Source organism: Pleomorphovibrio marinus (assembly GCF_003347495.1).
Lineage (GTDB): Bacteria > Bacteroidota > Bacteroidia > Cytophagales > Cyclobacteriaceae > Pleomorphovibrio > Pleomorphovibrio marinus.
The window spans coordinates 192,590-210,399 of record NZ_QCXY01000008.1 but is presented as its reverse complement, the minus strand read 5'-3'; the positions used below and the strand labels follow the sequence as shown (position 1 = coordinate 210,399).

Sequence of the window (17,810 nt, the reverse complement as noted above, 5' to 3'; positions counted from 1 at the left end):
GACTGCAGGCAGGTAGCCTGCCCCGAACTTGCTTCGGGGGACTCGTTTCGGGGAACTTGCTTCGGGGGACTCGTTTCGGGGAACTTGCTTCGGAGGAATCTCGCATCTCCCCGGTAGCTATACGGGCATACCAGTGTGTGTCGCTTGCGTCATGCCCTGACTGCCATCAGGACAGGCTCGATTTCATCAACGCTGTAAAACCATCTGAAGACTCAGCCTTAGAAGTTCCCCCATATTTTTACAGGCAAGAAATTTAGGTTGTTTATAGAACTTTGCGAGCTCTTTCTTCAGCGATTCGGTATTTTCAGGGGTGGAAATCACATCCGACTCCATAGCACTTAGGATGTCTTCGATTTCCTTGGGGGAAGATTTCAATCTGGTGGCGATCAGTGCCCTCTCCTCCCGTTGATATTGCGCCATGGATTCCGGCGTAATGTGCTTAATCCCAAGTTGGATCAGGGCGTTGTTTTGTTTGAAATACTGGGGCAAATAAATGGATCTTTTGCCTTCGTAGGACTGCTGATCAAAGTCTATTGCCCTTATTCTATAGTGTGTTTCCTCAAAATCCGGAGTTACGTCAATCACGAAATTAGAGGAGTGCATGTCCCCCAGAAGCCTCACAAAACAGCGCTCGTTGAATTTTACAAACTCCTTTGCCAGTCTTATGGGGTTGATCAAAGGGTCATTGATCTGTTTTTTCATGAAATGCTCCCCAGGAATCCCGGCAATATGTTCTTCTATGAGTGAATCTTTATAAACCAGGTAGCTTATTCGGTTTGGAGAAAGCAAATGCTCAAGCTCTAATCCATACACTCTGGAAGCATCTGCGTTTTTTATATAAAAATAATCGAAATTATCGTTGATTCTATTCACGATCCTCACCCTGAATGGTTGGGTATTCCCATAAATACAAAGATCTATACGGTCTATGTACAGGTGTTGCATTACGCTCATGTCCCCATCCGCCTTGAGCAATGCATAAATCTTCTTCACTTTGTAATGGATGTCATTTCTGTCACTTTCGTCATAAAAGACAGTTTCCCAAAAAGTGTCGTTCCCCTTTGAGTCGTAGAGGGCTATGGAGTTGCTATAGCGCAAAAGATCCTTGTAGTGAATGGGAATGTCCACCTCCCTGCCGTAATTTACAAGGTAAGCCCGCAAATTATCTCGGATGGGATATACAATCTTCTTTTTGCTTATGACTGCCATGGTATCTCAAGCTAGCCTTTTTCTGCAATCAACTTTTCCTCATTTTTCAGCTTCCTATCAAAAAGAAATGGCCCAAAAGGCAATACAGCCGCTATTACTCCAAATACCGCCTTTCTGAAATCCCACCTTAGTTTCCTGCTTGTTGGGAAAAGCACCAGCATATAGAGGATGAATAACACGCCATGTATCCAACCTACATAGGTGACCATGTCCGGCAATTCAAAAATCCATTTCAATGGCATGGCTATAAAAATCAACACCAACAAGGAAATACCTTCTGTAATGCTTATTATTCTAAATCTATTTAAGATGGCTAATCTTTCTTCTTGTGTCATACGTTCCTATTTAATATTAAATAACACCTGCAATGAGGCCCATAGTTTCTTTTTTAAAGGGATATTTTTTTCTAGTTCCCCCAGTTCATCCGCAAAAAAATACTCCGCCCCCTCAGCATGAATTTCATAATTTGATTTTTTGAGGTTCATGATGGGGTGATTAACCCTACCGAATACCAACACTTTGTTGGGAGCCATAATCTCAATGGTATCCAAAGATTTTCCCATTAAACCTTGGTCGGACAACAGCGCTATGTCTTTTAGGGAGCAACCTACCGCTTGGAGAATTTTCAACAAAAACCCAGTGGTTTCCTCAGAAAGCCCTGTACCTTGATAAATAACCAAGATCCCCTTTTGAAACTCCCCCTCAAACACTAGCTCACTATCCTCTTCCGGATATTCCTCTTGAGGCTCCTCTAACTTGTTTTCATCCAAACCCGGGGAATCGGCGTGCCTTTTCACAAGTCGATTGGCAAGTAGTCGTTGTGACAATTCCTCCGAATCCACCACCAGGGGTTCTGTAATAAATAAGCTGAGTTCTTTTAGGTTCATGCCTAATTCGTTTTAGCAAAATTTAAAATGCAAATTCCTTACCTAAGTACAAACTTACTCAGCTTGAGGGAAAATCAATGCAATTATTAGGGCTATTAAATCCCAAATGGGCATTTTTTAGCTTAAATAATTAACCCTACCTTTGCAGCAGAACAGAAAATATATGATTATCAACGAAAATACAGTTGTAGGATTAACCTACGAACTGAAAGTGACGAATGAGGAAGAGGGAAGTACTCCCTTCAGTGTGGAAGAAAGAGACAAGGAAGATCCCTTTTATTTTGTCTTTGGAAGCAGTGGTTTGCCCGAAAAGTTTGAAGAAATGCTGAAGAAGAAAAGTCCTGGAGATCCCTTCAGGTTTACTTTAAAGGTAGAGGAGGCTTATGGCTATTCGGATGACGAGCTTATTGTCTCGGTGCCTAAATCTCAATTTTCGGAGGAAAGGGGCTTTAAACCAGATATGCTCCAAGAAGGTAATTTCCTGCCCCTTATTGACGAGGATGGATACCCCATGCAGGCAAAAATTGTAAAAGACCTCGGTGAAGAATTACTTCTTGACTTCAATCACCCATTGGTAGGCATGAATCTTCATTTTGATGGAGAAGTGGAACTGGTCAGGGAAGCCACTGAGGAGGAACTTGCCAAAGGCTTTATTGGTAATTACTAAATCAGGCATTCAGTTTTAGGACATCTCCTTGTTCATAGCTGAGAAACACCTCATCCCCTGGTTTATACATCCTGTGTTCATCCTCAGCCTGCCATTCTTTTTCCAAGCCCGTTACACCTATATGCAGCAGGTTAAACCTAGGCATAAACCTGGAGGAAATCACCTTGCCAGGGAGTAGATTATTGGCAGGCTTGGGAAAAAGTTTCACCGAGATAGACCTCAAATAAAGGTGGTGGGCATCGGGGATTTCATTGATGGGACCAAATAAAGAGGCCACATACAGGGAGTTGGGTTCCGCATAAAGATCTGCTATTTTGCCCTTTTGTATGGGTTTTCCCTTTTTTATCACGCATAGGTCGTCGCTAATAGCCATGGCATCAAAAAGGTCATGAGTTACCCATACCACGGTAACGTTGAGGGTGGAGAAGATTTCACGAAGTTCCTCCAGTATTTCCCTTTTCTGAATGGAGTCTAGGTTACTAAAAGGTTCATCCATCAACAAAACTTTAGGTTCACTGCTGAGGGCCCTGGCAATGGCCACTTTCTGCTGTTGACCCCCGGATAATTGACGTGGCAAACGTCCTTTAAGTGAACCCAACTGAAACAAAGAAAGCAGGGTCTCCAAGCGTTCCCCGGCATATCCTTTGTCAAAAAGCAATAAGGGTCTTGCAATGTTTTCTTCCACCGTGGAATTTGGGTAAAGGTTTAATTGCTGATGTACCAGTTGGATTTCCGCATATCCGGGAACAAGCTTTTCATCTGGCCCCAACACTTTTTCCCCATCCAGCCACACTTCACCTTCGTCCTTTTTTTCAAGGCCTGCTATAACCCTTAATAAGGTGCTTTTTCCCGAACCGCTTTCTCCAATAATGGACAATATTTGGCCCTCTTCTATGGAAATCTGAAAATCATCCAGGGCTTTATTACCTTCCCCAAAATCCCTGCTTACCCGTTTAACCTCCAAAAAACTCATTGCTTAAGGGCTTCCTTGATTTTTTTGGGTAAACTTTGCAGGATCAGCTCATAAGAGTGATCCACCCATTCGAGAATAAGAGGGTCGGGAATACTGCCATCAAAACTTACGGTGTTCCAGTGTTTTTTATTCATATGGTATCCGGGTTTTACTCCCTCATACCTTTCCCTCAACTCTTGGGCAAGTTCCGGGTCACACTTCAAATTAACACTTTCGAATTTCAAGATGTCGATAATGGCAAAAATCTTTCCCCCAACTTTAGAGCAGAGCGTATCCTCATCAAATGGAGTATCTTCTGTAGCACCGGGTTTAGCCAAACAATACTTCCTGAAAAACACAATATCCATAAAAATTGCGGTTTTGACTCAAGCTAGTCGTTTGACCAACCAGAAGATTAATGCAAACAAAAACATCAGTATGGATATCTTATTGATACCATGCATCATCCTGAGGTTGAAATTGGATTTTTTATTGGGGTCGGGCTTTTGAAAAACCCTGATAAAATAATTTCCAACTTCTCCCAGTTGAAAAAACTCCTTGATCCTATTTGACATAATAATGGTTGATTGAGTTTTTCTTTATTCTACTTTTTCCGGTTCTATCCATTGACCATCCTGGCGAATGATTTCTATCAATTCATCAACAGCCTTCCCAGACGGAACGGATTTTTTTACCACTTCCTTTCCTTTATAAAGGGTGATTTTGCCCTTTCCTGAACCTACGTAACCATAATCGGCGTCTGCCATTTCTCCAGGACCATTTACGATACAGCCCATGATTCCAATTTTCACCCCCTTTAAGTGATCTGTTCTTTTTCGTATCATTGCAGTTGTTTCCTGCAGGTCAAAAAGGGTTCGTCCACAGGAGGGACAGCTTATGTATTCCGTCTTGGACATCCTGGTCCTTGCCGCCTGCAATACCCCAAAGCTCACCGAGTTTTGGAGTTTTATGCGTTCTAGGAGATGTGTCCTGTCCTTTGCCTCGAATTTCTCTAGTCCCAACAGGATACCATCTCCTAAGCCATCTATCAAAAGCCCCCCCGCATCTGTTGCGGGATAAAGCATCATTTCATCTTGGCTCTGATTTGGATAATCCAACTTGATAACCACAGGAATCTGCACATTTTCTTGGATGAGCCGGACAAAGGCCCTTCGAAGTGCCGGCATGACATGAAGGTTATGGGTAGAAAGCACCAATACGGTATCTACCCTTTCTTTTACCAGTTCAACTACCTCCTCTATGGCTTCGTCCTTGGCAAAGAGAAAGTTCAGTGTAGGGTGAAAATATTGGGATTTGGCGAATGATGATACATTGAAAGCTGGATATTTATTTCTTTGATCCGTAGTCCCGGCCCAAACTTCAGCGTCTTGAATCTCTTTTAACCCATTTGGCAACATAAAAGGCACAGGGCGACTTCCAGAATAAACATAGTCGCAGCCAAGATCATTCATTTTCCATTTATCCAATTCAGGTAAATAAAAATGGCCTACATTTCTCATTTCCTTATCGGTGACTTCAGGAAGGCTGCTTATGTCTGCAATGACTCGGGGAACATTCCCTTCTCCAAAGTTGGCTACCTCTATTGCCTTTCTTTTTTTATATTCAAAAGGGGTAATGGGGTAATTCAATATTTCAGGTATAAACGAATGGCTGCTCCTACTTGCGTATCTTTCGATAAGCGTTTTTACCACAGGAGCCTCAAATTCAGGATCCTCCGTCAGAGACACCCTTACAGTATCCCCAAGGCCATCATCCAGCAATGTCCCTATACCCACCGCAGATTTCACCCTTCCATCCTCTCCTTCCCCAGCTTCGGTGACGCCTAGGTGCAAAGGATAGGGTTTAAAATTACCCTCTTCCAATTTTTGTACAAGCAACCTGTATGCCTGGACCATGACCTGGGTATTGGATGACTTCATGGAAATCACAATGTCATAGTAATTTTCGTCTTCACAGATCCTGAGAAACTCCAAGGCCGATTCCACCATTCCCAATGGGGTATCTCCATACCTACTCATTATCCTGTCAGAAAGTGATCCATGATTGGTCCCAATTCTCATGGCAGTGCCATGGGCTTTACAGATTTTTACCAGTGGCAGAAAGCGCTCCCGGATGCGTTCCAGTTCTGCCTGATAGCTGGAATCGGTGTATTCGATGACCTGAAACTTCTTTTTATCGGCATAGTTGCCGGGATTAATCCGTACCTTCTCTACTATACCTGCTGCAAGCTCCGCTGCATTAGGGGTGAAATGAATATCTGCTACCAGGGGAGTGTCATACCCCTTTTTCCTAAGACCCTCTTTGATTAAGCGAAGGTTTTCTGCCTCTTTTATGCTAGGTGCCGTAATTCGGACCAACTGGCACCCTCCCTCAATCATCCTAATACTTTGCGCAATAGATCCCTCTGTATCCATGGTGTCTACCGTGGTCATGGATTGCACCACAATAGGATTATCCCCACCTACCCATACATTCCCTATTTTTACAGGAATAGTCTTTCTTCTGGAATAAGCCGTGAGACTATTACAGTATCCTATTTTTTCTATTATCGTTTTGGATTCCATATCAAATATCTCCTAATTGAGGACGGATCACTATTTCTTCAACAACAGATTGGGGAGAAAGGTTGTAAGCAGACCAAACAGATTCTGCCACATCCGTGGATTTCATAAATCTTTCTTCCGGGATATCCACCCCCGCCCAGCTTGCCGTATAAGTGGCCCCTGGTAAAACAGAGGTTACCTTGATGTTATAAGGGAGTAATTCCTGTCTGAGGCATTTGGTAAAACCGAGCATGCCCCACTTGGAAATGGCGTAACTTCCCCCATTCGGATAGGCTGTTAATCCCGCAATGGATCCAATAGAAAAAATATGACCCCCTTTTCGAGCTATAAAGGAATCCGTGAAAGCCCTCGTCAAGTAATAGGCTGAAAATAGGTTGGTGTGCATAGTAAGTTCGAAATTTTCCTCTGGCTCGCTGTGAATAGCCCCTGGCAAAAAAACTCCCGTGTTGTTTACCAAAACGTCGGGAATGGAAATCTGCTTAACAAACTCTGCAAATTGCTTTGTAGACTCCTTCTTAGATAGGTCCGCAGTTTGGTAAAAAAACGAACAATCCGGATAAGCTTTTTTCACTTCCTTTTCCAGAACTTTGAGATCCTCAGCGTTTCTCGAACAGGTAAATACATCAAATCCCTCCTTGGCAAACCGCATAACTATTGCCTTGCCTATTCCTTTAGTACCCCCTGTCACCAATATACTCTTTGACATTTGTTTGTGTTTTAACTATTAGTATAACAACTATCTGTCGGCTACAAAGTTACAGGAATTCCTGATTTTTACCTTATTAAAATAAAGCGGATACCTGCATACGCCCGGTATGCACCACCCTGTTCAATCCTTGGGAATTTCTGCCTTCATAAACCATGGTTAATTGTAGCCCTTCCCCTATTTTTTGTAGCCAGTTGATATTCCAAATATAATTGTTGCCTATTGTAAGCGCTTGAAGCATTTCATACCCTGTAGGGCTATTGGGCTGTCCGTTATAAGAGATATGCGTATACTTAAGTTGGGTATTCAGGGTGGTATTAATGGCCTTTGCATACCTGATATTCAGACCTGCCTCATGGTGTTTGGCAATTTCCTCCAATTCGGTATTGGATATATTGTCCTTATGTGTAAAACTATAGAGAAACGAAGCCCTAAAAAAACTGGAGGGCTGGATGGCCAATTCAGGTCCAAGGCCTTTTTGTAGAATGTGGTAATTCCTGTTGTCCAAAAAATCGGAAGTAGATTGCCTTTGTCCCCTGTTCATCATCACTTGCAGGTTGATATGCGGAGTCAGGTTATATCTGGAGTTTATCCTCCAATCCTCTTGGTAAAGGTCTTCAAATCCACCAGAAAGCAATTGCTTGTGCTGGCTTTCGAAAAGGGAAAGGTCAAACCCGTATTTGGAAGAAGATCGGTTGAAAAACAAAGTGGAGCGAAGAGAGCTTCTGGCCGATACTAAATCCTCCTCTTTAATGCCCCTAGTTACCGGGCTTAACCTGCCCAATAGGTCAGCAGAGGTTACTTTTTTCTCCACACTCCAGTTGGTATTGTTGGAAAAGCGGCTTAAAAAACCCCTTACTCCCTTTTCCTGTTTCCACTCATCCGGAAATTTAGCATTGAGTCTATAATTAAATATGGTGGTATAGGCTTGAATATAATCATCGGTAGGTACAAATACTTTGATGTAATTTTTCTCCTCAGGGTTAATAGCAATATAAAATTCGTTCAGTTGCTGAACTCCATCACCGTTATCATCTCTCCAAGTGTGGGTACCTTCACCCGTGGGCACAGGAAGGAAAACGAATTCCCTTCGTAGTTCTCTTCCATTGCCCAAGGCATAGCTAAGCTCGTTTCGTAAGTTATTGTTGGCCATGCTGCCGAGGTAATCAAGTTTCCCCATTACAGTCATCTCCTCTGGAAGCTCTCTCCTCAAGTGTTCAAGCCGCCTATACGTAAAGGTGGTCTTAAGGTCATGGTTTCCTAGGGCTTTTTGAAAGCCGTATTGATTAGTAAAGGCCCTGGTGTCCGGTACCATCCGTCCCCCCACGGGGAATTGGTCCTCTCTCCATCCTGCGTTGGCAAAAAAGCTATAATCCAGACTATCGTTTGAACGGATGAAAAAGTGGTGTTCCAAAAAATTCATGGCCGTATTCATTACGGAGTCAGATCCGGAGGAAGCGACTTCATTTCTATCCAGCATCACCTTATACCCAGGCACCAGTACTTTGGACAGATAACTTACTTCCCCGTTATACCTTACCCATTTGTTCCTCAGCGGCCCCACATCACTATCCAGAGCAAACCAGTCATTTTGAAACCTCAGCCTCTTTCCAATAAGCTGATGGAACTTAGCCGTTTGCTGAATACCGGAAAGCAGGTCTCCCCTGTTTCTAATATTCACCCCATACGAAAAATAGTTGTCCCTATCCTTGACCAATTCCAGTGAACCAGAGCCAATTCTTTCTATTTGCCCTTCCTGCATATTCCCAGTATTGAGCCCCCAATCCCTATCAAATTCTATATACCTCATCCGGTCAACAAAGGTAAAGTGCGAGGAATTGTATTCTACCTCCAAATAGCTGTTTAGGGTATATTTGTCCAGCCCCTTAAATTTTCTGTTTTCACTGTTGATGCCGGATTTCAGGGCATATCCGGTATTGGTCTCGTTATCCAGGCTCGAAAAAAGGTTTTGATCTTGGTTAGAAAAAGCCACTTCTGCAAAAACGGATTCATGAGAACTAAGTTTTACCTTAGTTCCTGCAGTGACCATTTCTTTTTTTGTAGGAGCGGGAAGCGGCGATTTTATGGAGAAATTCCCTTGTGGCATGTTGTTGACCCTTGGCACAAACTCATAGACCACCCCATTAGCCAATTGTTGCCTACGGCGATAGTCCCCCGACCTTGGACCAGTCTCAATAAAATTAATGGCGAAATTAGCCTTTTCCGGGTCGGTAGAGTGTTCATAATAGGAAATCAGCTCATCATTCTCGTCCCTTTCCTCAACCTTTTTATACAAAATCCTATTTGGGTCAAAGGGAACGCTATCCACCCTTGGTACCGCTGCCAATTCTGTCTGATTACCTACACTCGCAAGCAACTGCTTATCCCTATCGGAAAGGTCAAAAAACAATGGACGGTTTCTGTCATCCTGTTCCCTATAGTAATTAAAATAAAAGGTAACATGCTCGGATTCCTGGATATGGTTGGCAGTGAGGATGGAGCGGGAAAAATTCCGCTCTGCATATTCAAAATCAACACGTAACCTGGAGTACTGCGTAATAACCACATTGGGCGTAAATGTTATTTCGCCTTGGTTATAGTCGATTACATAATCCTGATTAAATCCCCTTTTAAGCTGCTTACCATCTAAAAATACCTTCTCCGAATTAGCAATAATGATCACAAACCTTTCATTACCCGGCCCCCTGATCCTGTAGGGACCCAATACTCCCTCCAGCACCTCCAATGGCATGGAGGCAAACTTACCCTTGGCAATAGAAAATGCCGCCTGGCTGCTGGCTTTCCACTTTTCATTTAGGTCATAGTTAGTGGTGAACTGTAGTCCTTGAACATTTTTGTAATATCTCAGAAACTCGGACTGTCTTTGTCTTAACACCACGTCACCGGCAGAAAGATTAAATCTGTCATTATAAATTTCCACCAACACATTGTCGAAATCCTGAAGTTGCTGGGTGTTGCCCTCAGGCTGGAAGGGTACATTTTGGTCTGTTATACTTGCCCGTATATGTAGATTTTCAGCCAATTCCCCATCCATCTGCAAATTAAGGGATGAGTTAACAAACATATTTTGACTGTTACCGAAGCTTATTCCCCTAGTAAGGCTTCCCGATTGGTTTAGTTTGCTGGTAGAAAAAACCTCTTCCCTAAAATCAAACATTTCTTTGGCCTTAGGGCTATCCTTAAAATAAGCCATGGAGTCGTAATCCACCATGAGGCTGCGTTTATAATGCGTGGAATGCAGGGAATAGGGGATAGTCCGGTAACAAATCTTCAAAGAGTCGAAATTAAGCTGCTCGATTTCATCTATCAAAAGCAACCCTGCACCCAGATTATATTCAGCATGTAGGGTATCCCCGGCATCCGTTATTAATTCTAGTGACGGGGCATATAGGGAAAGTGAATCAGGGGCATAGGCTTGTCCTAGCTCTTCCCTACTCACCCATTTACAAACCTCTTCCTGGGAAAGGACGATATTCGACCAACCTGATAAAAAACAGAGAAAAATAAAAAAAATCGAACCCGAACGCATAACCTAATCACAAACAGTACAGTAAAGTAATGAAATCCTAGCAAAAAATCCTAACCCTACTAGGACAGAGGGAAAGAAAGAAAAAAAGAAGTCCCTTCTCCCAACTTTGTCTCGAACCAAATCTTCCCTCCTGCGGTCTCCACTCCCCTTTTGGCAATGGCTAACCCTAGTCCTGATCCTTCGGACTTAGTGCTGAAGTTGGGTATAAAAATTTTACCCTCCAACTCCTCCGGGATACCACTACCGTCGTCCTTAATTTCCAGGGTTAATTCCCCATTGGAAGAAGAAAGGTTCAGCTGTATATTGGGTTTGCGGTTACTTGGCACTGATTGGATTCCATTAATTATCAGATTGGAAATCACACGACCAAACAATTTCGGATCTCCCATGATGATCATGGGCTTCTCCTGCTGAGAATTGTCCTGGAAAGAAAAGCAAATATCCTCTCTGTTGGAATAAAGTTCCACAACCTCAGCAACCACTACTCTAAAGTCCATGGACTCATTTTTTGGCAGTGGCATTTTGGCAAAAGTGGAAAAGGAAGTTGCAATATCACTAAGCGTATCCACTTGGTGAATTAGGGTTTCCACCGGCTTCTTTAGCTTGGATGGGTCTTCCAACTTTCCCGCTGCTTGCAGCCTCAGCAGGTGCTGAAGGGTAAGTTTCATGGGTGTGAGAGGATTTTTGATCTCATGGGCTACCTGCTTGGCCATTTCCCTCCATGCAGTTTCTTTTTCTGTGGAAGAAAGCACCTTTTTACTTGCCTCCAATTTGGAAAGCATGTTATTGTATTCATCCACCAACAACCCTATCTCGTCTTTGGTGGGCCAATTCATGTATTCATTAGATTCCAGATCGGTTACTTTGAGCTTTTGCGTCAGTAACTTAAAGGGATAAGTGAGGTGTTTGGAAACAAAGTAGGAAATGGCAAGAAAAATGATGAAAATCACCACAAATATGATAAGAATATTGCTGAACACATCTGCAATCAAATCGTTGAGCTCATCTTCAGATTCAAAAAAAGGAATGGCAATGATTGCCTGAACCCGCTGTCTTTCGGAGTCCCTCAACCCCAGATATACCGTCTTATAACTCAGTTTGCTGACTTCCTCCCTGAGTAAAAGTCGATTATTTTGCGCCTCAATTAAGGAGGCATAGGCATAAGGGTTTATATATTCGGTCAATATTTTTTTATCAAAAATGGTACGTTGGTTAGTGGCCATCAATCTACCTGTTGGCAAATAAATGTTAATATCAGAATTGGTGTTTTTGGCCAAATAAGTAAGCTGATCCAACAGTTCTTCCCTATTTATTACGCCATTGATACGCTCTTCCCAATAGCTGGTCAGGTTATCACGAATGATAGAAGCCTTTTCAAAATACTGGTTATGCAGGTCCTCGGTATAGGATTGACTTAAAAAACCCATCGATACCACGCTAATAACAATCATCGGGAAGAAAAAGGCAAAATTAAGATAAAACTGGAGTTTAGTGGAATAGGTGAACTTCACTTGGTCCAAGCTGAAAAACAGGACGTAGACAAATATCGAAATCAGGGTAAGGAGCAAATAGGTCACGAAAAAAAGAGCCGTGTCAGCCAGAACATAATGCACAGGATAGGAAGGAGAGGAAATCACGACCGTACTTCTCTCGCCCTTTACTGCCAGATGATGATAGCCGTTATAAGTGACTCCAAAATCGGAAATAGCTTCATCGTCCAAAACATCCTCCATGCCAGGATCCCGGTAGTTAAAAACCCCGGAGCTGGTCCTCAGAAATCCCTCCTGATAGATTGCAAAGTCATTTCCCCCCATTGCAACGTCATATTCAAACCGGGAATCCGTCAACAATTTTGGGTATACTGAGCTCGTAAGCATCCTTTGCTGGGTAAGCTCCAACATGATAGTACCTAAGAAAATATTTTCCCTATACATGTTGATAAATGCCGCATAACGGTTGGAACGACCAGACTCCGTCCCCCTGTCATAATAGAGGTTACGAAAGGTGGTCGTGTTATCACTATTCATATACTGTTTGCGGAATTCAATTAAAGGTCGTTCCCTTTCCCTGTTGAGCAGGCTTTCCCCCGCCCTATTAAATATCCTTATTTCGGCAACATACTGATCAAAATAATTACTTAGGTAAACCTTCTTTATCTTCTGTTCAATGGGCTCTTTACTCAAAAACGGGTCACCCAAACGGGACTGAATGAAAATATCCTCCTGAACCTTACTCATCACCTCGCTGAGTAAATATTCGGCAAACTTATTGTTCTCTTCCAGAATATTACTCCCAAATTGTTTTTTTTCCCTTACCGACTCTGCCACCAAATGCTGATAGGATGCTGTACCGGTAATCATGGCTCCCAACAAACAGCCAAAGAAAAAGGTGAGGAAGGTATCAAGTTCCAGTTTATAGAGGTTATTGTAAAGGCTAAAGGCGATGATGGACCCCAACAGTATAAAATGTACCAGAAAGGCAACCATCAAAGGCCTGTCAAAATAAAACAATCCAACTGCGATAGGAAGAGAGAAATACAATAGATAGTTGAGGGCTTGCTTTTTGTCAATGGGGCTCTTAAATAACACCATGTTTAACACCAGAATAGAGAAAAGCAGATAGCCAGCACCCCCTAGGAAAATTATGATGAGGCTTATTACCTTAAAGTAATCTAAATTGATAACAGCAACTACATTGAGGTTCCATTGCGAATTGGAGACAATATTGGTGAATAAGGTGTAAAATAAGACTAGAAAACAGGTGGATAAAGCATATGCCAAAAACAAAAACCAAGCGTTGTTGTAATTATCCCTGACCTGAATAAAGTTGATCAGAAAACGCTTTCTGCTTAGGATCCCAACCATCATGGTGAGCACCACTAAACTGCAGAAAACATTTAAGAGTAAATCTCCAAGGCTGGGATTTAGCCAGGAGGAACTGTAAAAAGAAGAATTAAACAATCCTGCTTCAAAAAAATTCTGAGGGAATTTAAATGCAATCATCATCAGCCGGATACTGCTTAAAATCACGGCTGTATAAAATAAAGAGGCAAAATGTTTCCCCTTATGCCAAAGTGTAATCACAAAATCTCCTCCCAACAGCAAAACCAAACCCAGTAAGGAGAAGAAAAAAACCAAAAGGGTACGACTGCTAAAAGCCCCTACAGACTCATAACCTACCATAAAGTACACGGAAAAGAGGTGGTCCCCTTCGTGATACAAATCTATGAAATCATTTTCTGGTTCCCTTAATAGCTTGAATCGGTCATTCCCAAAAACATCAGGGTTGTGTCCAGCTCTGATATACTCATTTTGCACTTCTACCTTATCAAAAAGGGGGTATACTTGGACTACCCAATATTCATTAACTCCCCTTGACACCTTCCTTACATTAGAAAAATATTGCCCTTTGGCATTATCCAAAAGTTGGAATTTCCTGTTTAGGTCAAGCTCTCCGAATGCCGGTATCATGGTGATGTCAGACCAATAAATCAAAGAACCATCCATGGAAAATAGGTAAAAGGAATGGTTGGTAGCAATGTTCAGGGTCTGGAAAGAAACTTGCTTATCGCGTCGGATATTTATGACTATATCTACAAAATCATCATTAAACTCCTCAATGATCTTACTCATCTTGCTCTGGATTTCTTCTCCATAGCTATGAGATCCAGGCTCCTTTTTCCAAAGCAGATTCCCGGCTAGAATTGCTCCTATCACCAGGATGGTTGAAAATATGATAACCCTTCTATTTTTGAGCATGATTTAGCGTGTAAAGCAAAAGAGCAAAGTTCTTACCAAACTTTGCTCCAAACTACACTGAAAATAGTTACATTAAAAAGAAAATTTCTTTTTGGATTTTGCATGCCTGTACCACAGAAAACCCACTATGCCAATAAGTAAATAGGGTGCCACAAACAGGTATAGGATCCCCATATTAAGGCCTGCGCCTACAGAAGTGTCGCCACTACTTATATTGTTTTCCACAGTGGTACGGCACATGGCACATTGAGCATTTGCCTCATACATGCCCATATACAAAATAAGTCCAAAACTAAAAATTAGGTTTACAATCTTTTTCATCTGTTTATAATTTGTTTTTTAAAGGCCATATAGCCTGCCCCTGCCTGCCCCGAACTCGCTTCGGGGAACTCGCTTCGGGGGAATCTCGTATTTTCAATAATCATCCCTCCGTGTTTCGTCTTCGCCATGCCTCGATTTCCTATTTTACTAACCAACAAATTTCAAATTTAGTTTAATGTAGGTAATAGGGCCTGATCATAAAATATACCACAACCCCAGTGATGGTGACATACAGCCAAATGGGATAGGCATACTTTACGATCTTTCGGTGTTTATCCACTTTACCCGTATATCCATAATAATAAGCAAGTAATATCGGAAAAAGTGCCACAGTAGCCAGCAAAATATGGGTAAGCAATAAGAAGTAATAAACACCCTTAACCCATCCTTCCCCTCCGAAAGTGGTACTTTCCGCAGAAGCATGATAAATGACATAAGAAATCAAAAAAATAGCTCCCAGGCCAAAAGCCGTGGTCATGGCCGCTCTATGATAGGAAATCTCTCCTTGCTTAATGAAATACAAACCCAGCAATAAAGCAATGGTAGCAGCGGAATTGATAACTGCATTGAGGTGTGGCAGAAAAAACACCCAAGAAGCGCCTACATCCAATTTGGAGGGCATAAATAACAAAACGGCTACCAAAACAGGCACGATAACGGCAATTACGGTTATCCACTTTTGAACCCCCTTTTCCTTACTGATTTTCATCTCATTCGTTTCCATGAAGCAATATTTTAGTCTCCAGAATCAACTCATCCACACCTTCACGATTTGTCCCACTATAATAACCTCTGATCCGCCCTTTCCCATCTACAAGTACAAATTTGTCACTGTGTATAAAATCCTCCGGTTCATCCTCTCCATGGGTGGCAGGCATTACAAAGCCACATCTGGCCAAATTATAGGTGGTGTCCCTGGGTCCGGTAAGAAAATACCATTTATCTGGGTCAGCACCGTGTCTGGAGCCATAGGCAGAAAGGACTTCTGGAGTATCATAATCGGGATCCAGGCTAATCGAGTAAATTTGAACCTTATCCTCATTTCTAAAGGCATCTTGCACCCTTTCCATCTCTGTGGACATTACAGGACAAATGCTGGGACAACTTGTAAAGAAAAAATCCACAATGGTGATTTTGTCTTGCATTTGTTCACTTCCTACCAAACTGCTATCAGTATGGTAAAAGGCAAATTCAGGAATATAATGTTGCTCCCCATCCGCAAAATCACATTCCCCAAATGGGTCATCCACTCCCTCCTGGTAAAATACGGGAATCTCGTAAGTATTGGTGCCATAGGTTCTGAGAAACATGAACACCAATATTGGAATCATCAAAATACAGATCAATACCATGATCTGTAATAATCTTAGTGTTCTCATAGTATCCTATTAACAAAAAATGGTTGAAGACGTCCCCAACCATTCAGTGTTTTTTTAAAGTTTTTTTACTTTACCAGCGCATGAGGAATATATCAGAACCTTCTTTCATTAACGCGATTACTAGCCAAACCAAAAATATCAAGGGAACAATTATGGAATAGAATAAAGGTTTAGCCTCTTCTCCTAAGTGCATAAATTCCATCATGATGTAATAGGCCTTCACAATTGTCAAAAGAATAAACAGAACGTAAAGGAGTATACCTCTAGGCATGGTAAAAGCCAACACAAACTCAAATGCCGTGACTAGAAGCAGGATAAGTGCCGTAATCCAAATTTTCCTAATTTTAGCGGAATCCCTAGGGATTACCTCCATATCATTTTTATTTTCCTGTGCCATGATAACGTGTCTTTTTAAGAGTTAAATCAAATAGAAGAAGGTAAACACAAATACCCAGACCAAATCCACAAAGTGCCAATAAAGTCCAATCTTCTCTACCATTTCATAGTGACCTCTTTGTTGATACACACCGACAGCTGCTTGGTAAAATGCCAAGAAGAGCAAAACGACCCCAATAGTAACATGAAAGCCATGAAATCCGGTGATAAAGAAAAACAATTGGGCAAAGGCCGGTGGGCCATATTCATTTACAATTAAGTTTGCACCATATACTGTTTCGGTCACGATGTTATTGAAGGAATTCACATAGGTCATCAAAGTACCATCATCGGTACCATGAATAAAGTGTGCCCATTCCCAGGCCTGGCAACTAAGAAAGGTAATTCCTCCCAGTAGTGTCCACAACAACCATTTCACTACGTCATTCTTATCATTTCTATGACCTGCTTCTACAGCAAGTACCATAGTTACAGAGCTCATGATCAGAATAAAGGTCATCAAGCCGACAAAAACCAAGGGGAAATGGCCACCATGTACAAAGGGGATTGCATCATAAATCATCTCCGGAATGGGCCAATACTCGTTGGAACTACTAAAGTCAGCAGCTGACCCCTCATAAGCGGGATAACTCATTCGGATAGCCCCATAGGTTATAAGGAATGCCCCAAAAGTGAATATGTCTGAAAGCAAGAAAAACCACATCATGAGTTTCCCATAACTTGCCTTCAGGGGCTCATTTCCACCACCCCATATTCCTCTTTTCGAGTTTACTTGAATTGCAGTCGACGACATAATTTATAGGTTATAAATATTAATGATTCAGCAATAAAAACATAAACAAATAGATCCACAATGCGCCCAGAAAATGCCAATAGGTGACACACATCTCCATCTGTGCCATATTCTGGGAATGAATTTTATATCTTAGGGACGAAATTAATACAATAATTAGAAATATCACACCACTAATCAAATGTAATGCATGCAACCCGGTGAAAACATACAAAAAGGAACCTGAGGGGTTACCGACAAAGTAAACATCCCTATCTACCAAGGCTACCCAGCTATACCACTGCCCCACCAAAAAGGCGAAACCAAGGAATGACGTAATAATTAAAGCCAATCTCAGCATATCGAGGGCGTCATTCTTGGCAGAAACATAAGCCCAATGCATGGTGATACTGCTAAGAATAATCACAGCAGAGGTGTACCAAAATATATCAGGAAGATTAAACTCTAGCCAATTGCCCTCCCCTTGTCTCACAATGTAAGCAGAAGTAAGGGAAGCAAATACCATTACCACACTTACAATAAAGAGCCAAAGCGCGAATTTCTTTGGGTGCATGGATAAGGGCTGTACTGCCCCTTCCTCATAACTTAACTTCTCTTCCATATCAAC

The 17,810-nt window shown here is 42.0% G+C and carries 17 protein-coding genes; 1 reads left to right on the top strand and 16 read right to left on the bottom strand.

All coding sequences use genetic code 11. The features are described from left to right. Nucleotides 1-186: 186 nt before the first annotated feature. From DB520_RS18850 to DB520_RS18840, 3 genes are read right to left on the bottom strand one after another with little or no spacing between them, the layout of a single operon-like run. Nucleotides 187-1,209, bottom strand: a complete 1,023-nt coding sequence (locus DB520_RS18850; RefSeq protein WP_114751327.1) for a hypothetical protein — start codon at nt 1,207-1,209, stop codon at nt 187-189. 11 nt (nt 1,210-1,220) lie between these two features. After that, on the bottom strand, nt 1,221-1,544 hold the full coding sequence (locus DB520_RS18845; RefSeq protein ID WP_114751326.1) for a DUF3817 domain-containing protein: 324 nt from the start codon (nt 1,542-1,544) through the stop codon (nt 1,221-1,223). Nucleotides 1,545-1,550: 6 nt separating this feature from the next. Then, nucleotides 1,551-2,096, bottom strand: coding sequence for a hypothetical protein (locus tag DB520_RS18840; RefSeq protein WP_114751325.1), 546 nt, complete (start codon nt 2,094-2,096; stop codon nt 1,551-1,553). Nucleotides 2,097-2,259: 163 nt separating this feature from the next. Between DB520_RS18840 and DB520_RS18835 the strand changes: the two genes are divergently transcribed. Further along, nucleotides 2,260-2,763 (top strand): FKBP-type peptidyl-prolyl cis-trans isomerase, encoded by a 504-nt coding sequence (locus tag DB520_RS18835; protein WP_114751324.1) that lies wholly within the window; start codon nt 2,260-2,262, stop codon nt 2,761-2,763. A 1-nt stretch (nt 2,764) separates the two neighbouring features. Here the strand turns inward: DB520_RS18835 and DB520_RS18830 are convergent, their stop codons facing one another. The 13 genes from DB520_RS18830 to DB520_RS18770 all read right to left on the bottom strand — a co-directional run bounded on the left by DB520_RS18830 (nt 2,765) and on the right by DB520_RS18770 (nt 17,804). Further along, nucleotides 2,765-3,736, bottom strand: coding sequence for an ABC transporter ATP-binding protein (locus DB520_RS18830; protein ID WP_114751323.1), 972 nt, complete (start codon nt 3,734-3,736; stop codon nt 2,765-2,767). Further along, the gene (locus DB520_RS18825; protein WP_114751322.1) at nt 3,733-4,083 is read right to left on the bottom strand and encodes an MmcQ/YjbR family DNA-binding protein; all 351 of its coding nucleotides are present in this window, start codon (nt 4,081-4,083) and stop codon (nt 3,733-3,735) included. The genes DB520_RS18830 and DB520_RS18825 overlap by 4 nt, the downstream gene beginning before the upstream one ends. Nucleotides 4,084-4,101: 18 nt before the next feature. Continuing rightward, nucleotides 4,102-4,290, bottom strand: coding sequence for a DUF6728 family protein (locus DB520_RS18820; RefSeq protein ID WP_394340947.1), 189 nt, complete (start codon nt 4,288-4,290; stop codon nt 4,102-4,104). 24 nt (nt 4,291-4,314) lie between these two features. Continuing rightward, nucleotides 4,315-6,300, bottom strand: coding sequence for a (E)-4-hydroxy-3-methylbut-2-enyl-diphosphate synthase (gene ispG, locus DB520_RS18815; RefSeq protein WP_114751320.1), 1,986 nt, complete (start codon nt 6,298-6,300; stop codon nt 4,315-4,317). A gap of 1 nt (nt 6,301) precedes the next feature. Then, nucleotides 6,302-7,006 (bottom strand): SDR family oxidoreductase, encoded by a 705-nt coding sequence (locus DB520_RS18810; RefSeq protein ID WP_114751319.1) that lies wholly within the window; start codon nt 7,004-7,006, stop codon nt 6,302-6,304. Between the two features lie 76 nt (nt 7,007-7,082). Continuing rightward, on the bottom strand, nt 7,083-10,556 hold the full coding sequence (locus DB520_RS18805; RefSeq protein ID WP_114751318.1) for a hypothetical protein: 3,474 nt from the start codon (nt 10,554-10,556) through the stop codon (nt 7,083-7,085). A 59-nt stretch (nt 10,557-10,615) separates the two neighbouring features. Next, nucleotides 10,616-14,314: an ATP-binding protein gene (locus DB520_RS18800; RefSeq protein WP_114751317.1), complete on the bottom strand. Its 3,699-nt coding sequence runs from the start codon at nt 14,312-14,314 to the stop codon at nt 10,616-10,618. A 72-nt stretch (nt 14,315-14,386) separates the two neighbouring features. Continuing rightward, on the bottom strand, nt 14,387-14,635 hold the full coding sequence (locus DB520_RS18795) for a hypothetical protein (protein ID WP_198675387.1): 249 nt from the start codon (nt 14,633-14,635) through the stop codon (nt 14,387-14,389). A gap of 172 nt (nt 14,636-14,807) precedes the next feature. Then, on the bottom strand, nt 14,808-15,359 hold the full coding sequence (locus DB520_RS18790) for a DUF420 domain-containing protein (protein ID WP_114751316.1): 552 nt from the start codon (nt 15,357-15,359) through the stop codon (nt 14,808-14,810). Then, nucleotides 15,346-16,014: an SCO family protein gene (locus DB520_RS18785; protein WP_114751315.1), complete on the bottom strand. Its 669-nt coding sequence runs from the start codon at nt 16,012-16,014 to the stop codon at nt 15,346-15,348. Before DB520_RS18785 ends, DB520_RS18790 begins: the two co-directional genes overlap by 14 nt. Nucleotides 16,015-16,084: 70 nt before the next feature. Continuing rightward, on the bottom strand, nt 16,085-16,411 hold the full coding sequence (locus DB520_RS18780; RefSeq protein WP_114751314.1) for a cytochrome C oxidase subunit IV family protein: 327 nt from the start codon (nt 16,409-16,411) through the stop codon (nt 16,085-16,087). 21 nt (nt 16,412-16,432) lie between these two features. After that, nucleotides 16,433-17,203, bottom strand: coding sequence for a cytochrome c oxidase subunit 3 (locus DB520_RS18775; RefSeq protein ID WP_114751313.1), 771 nt, complete (start codon nt 17,201-17,203; stop codon nt 16,433-16,435). A 19-nt stretch (nt 17,204-17,222) separates the two neighbouring features. Further along, nucleotides 17,223-17,804 carry a cytochrome c oxidase subunit 3 gene (locus DB520_RS18770; RefSeq protein WP_114751312.1) on the bottom strand — a complete coding sequence of 194 codons (582 nt, stop codon included), beginning with the start codon at nt 17,802-17,804 and terminating at the stop codon, nt 17,223-17,225. Between the last annotated feature and the right edge of the window lie 6 nt (nt 17,805-17,810).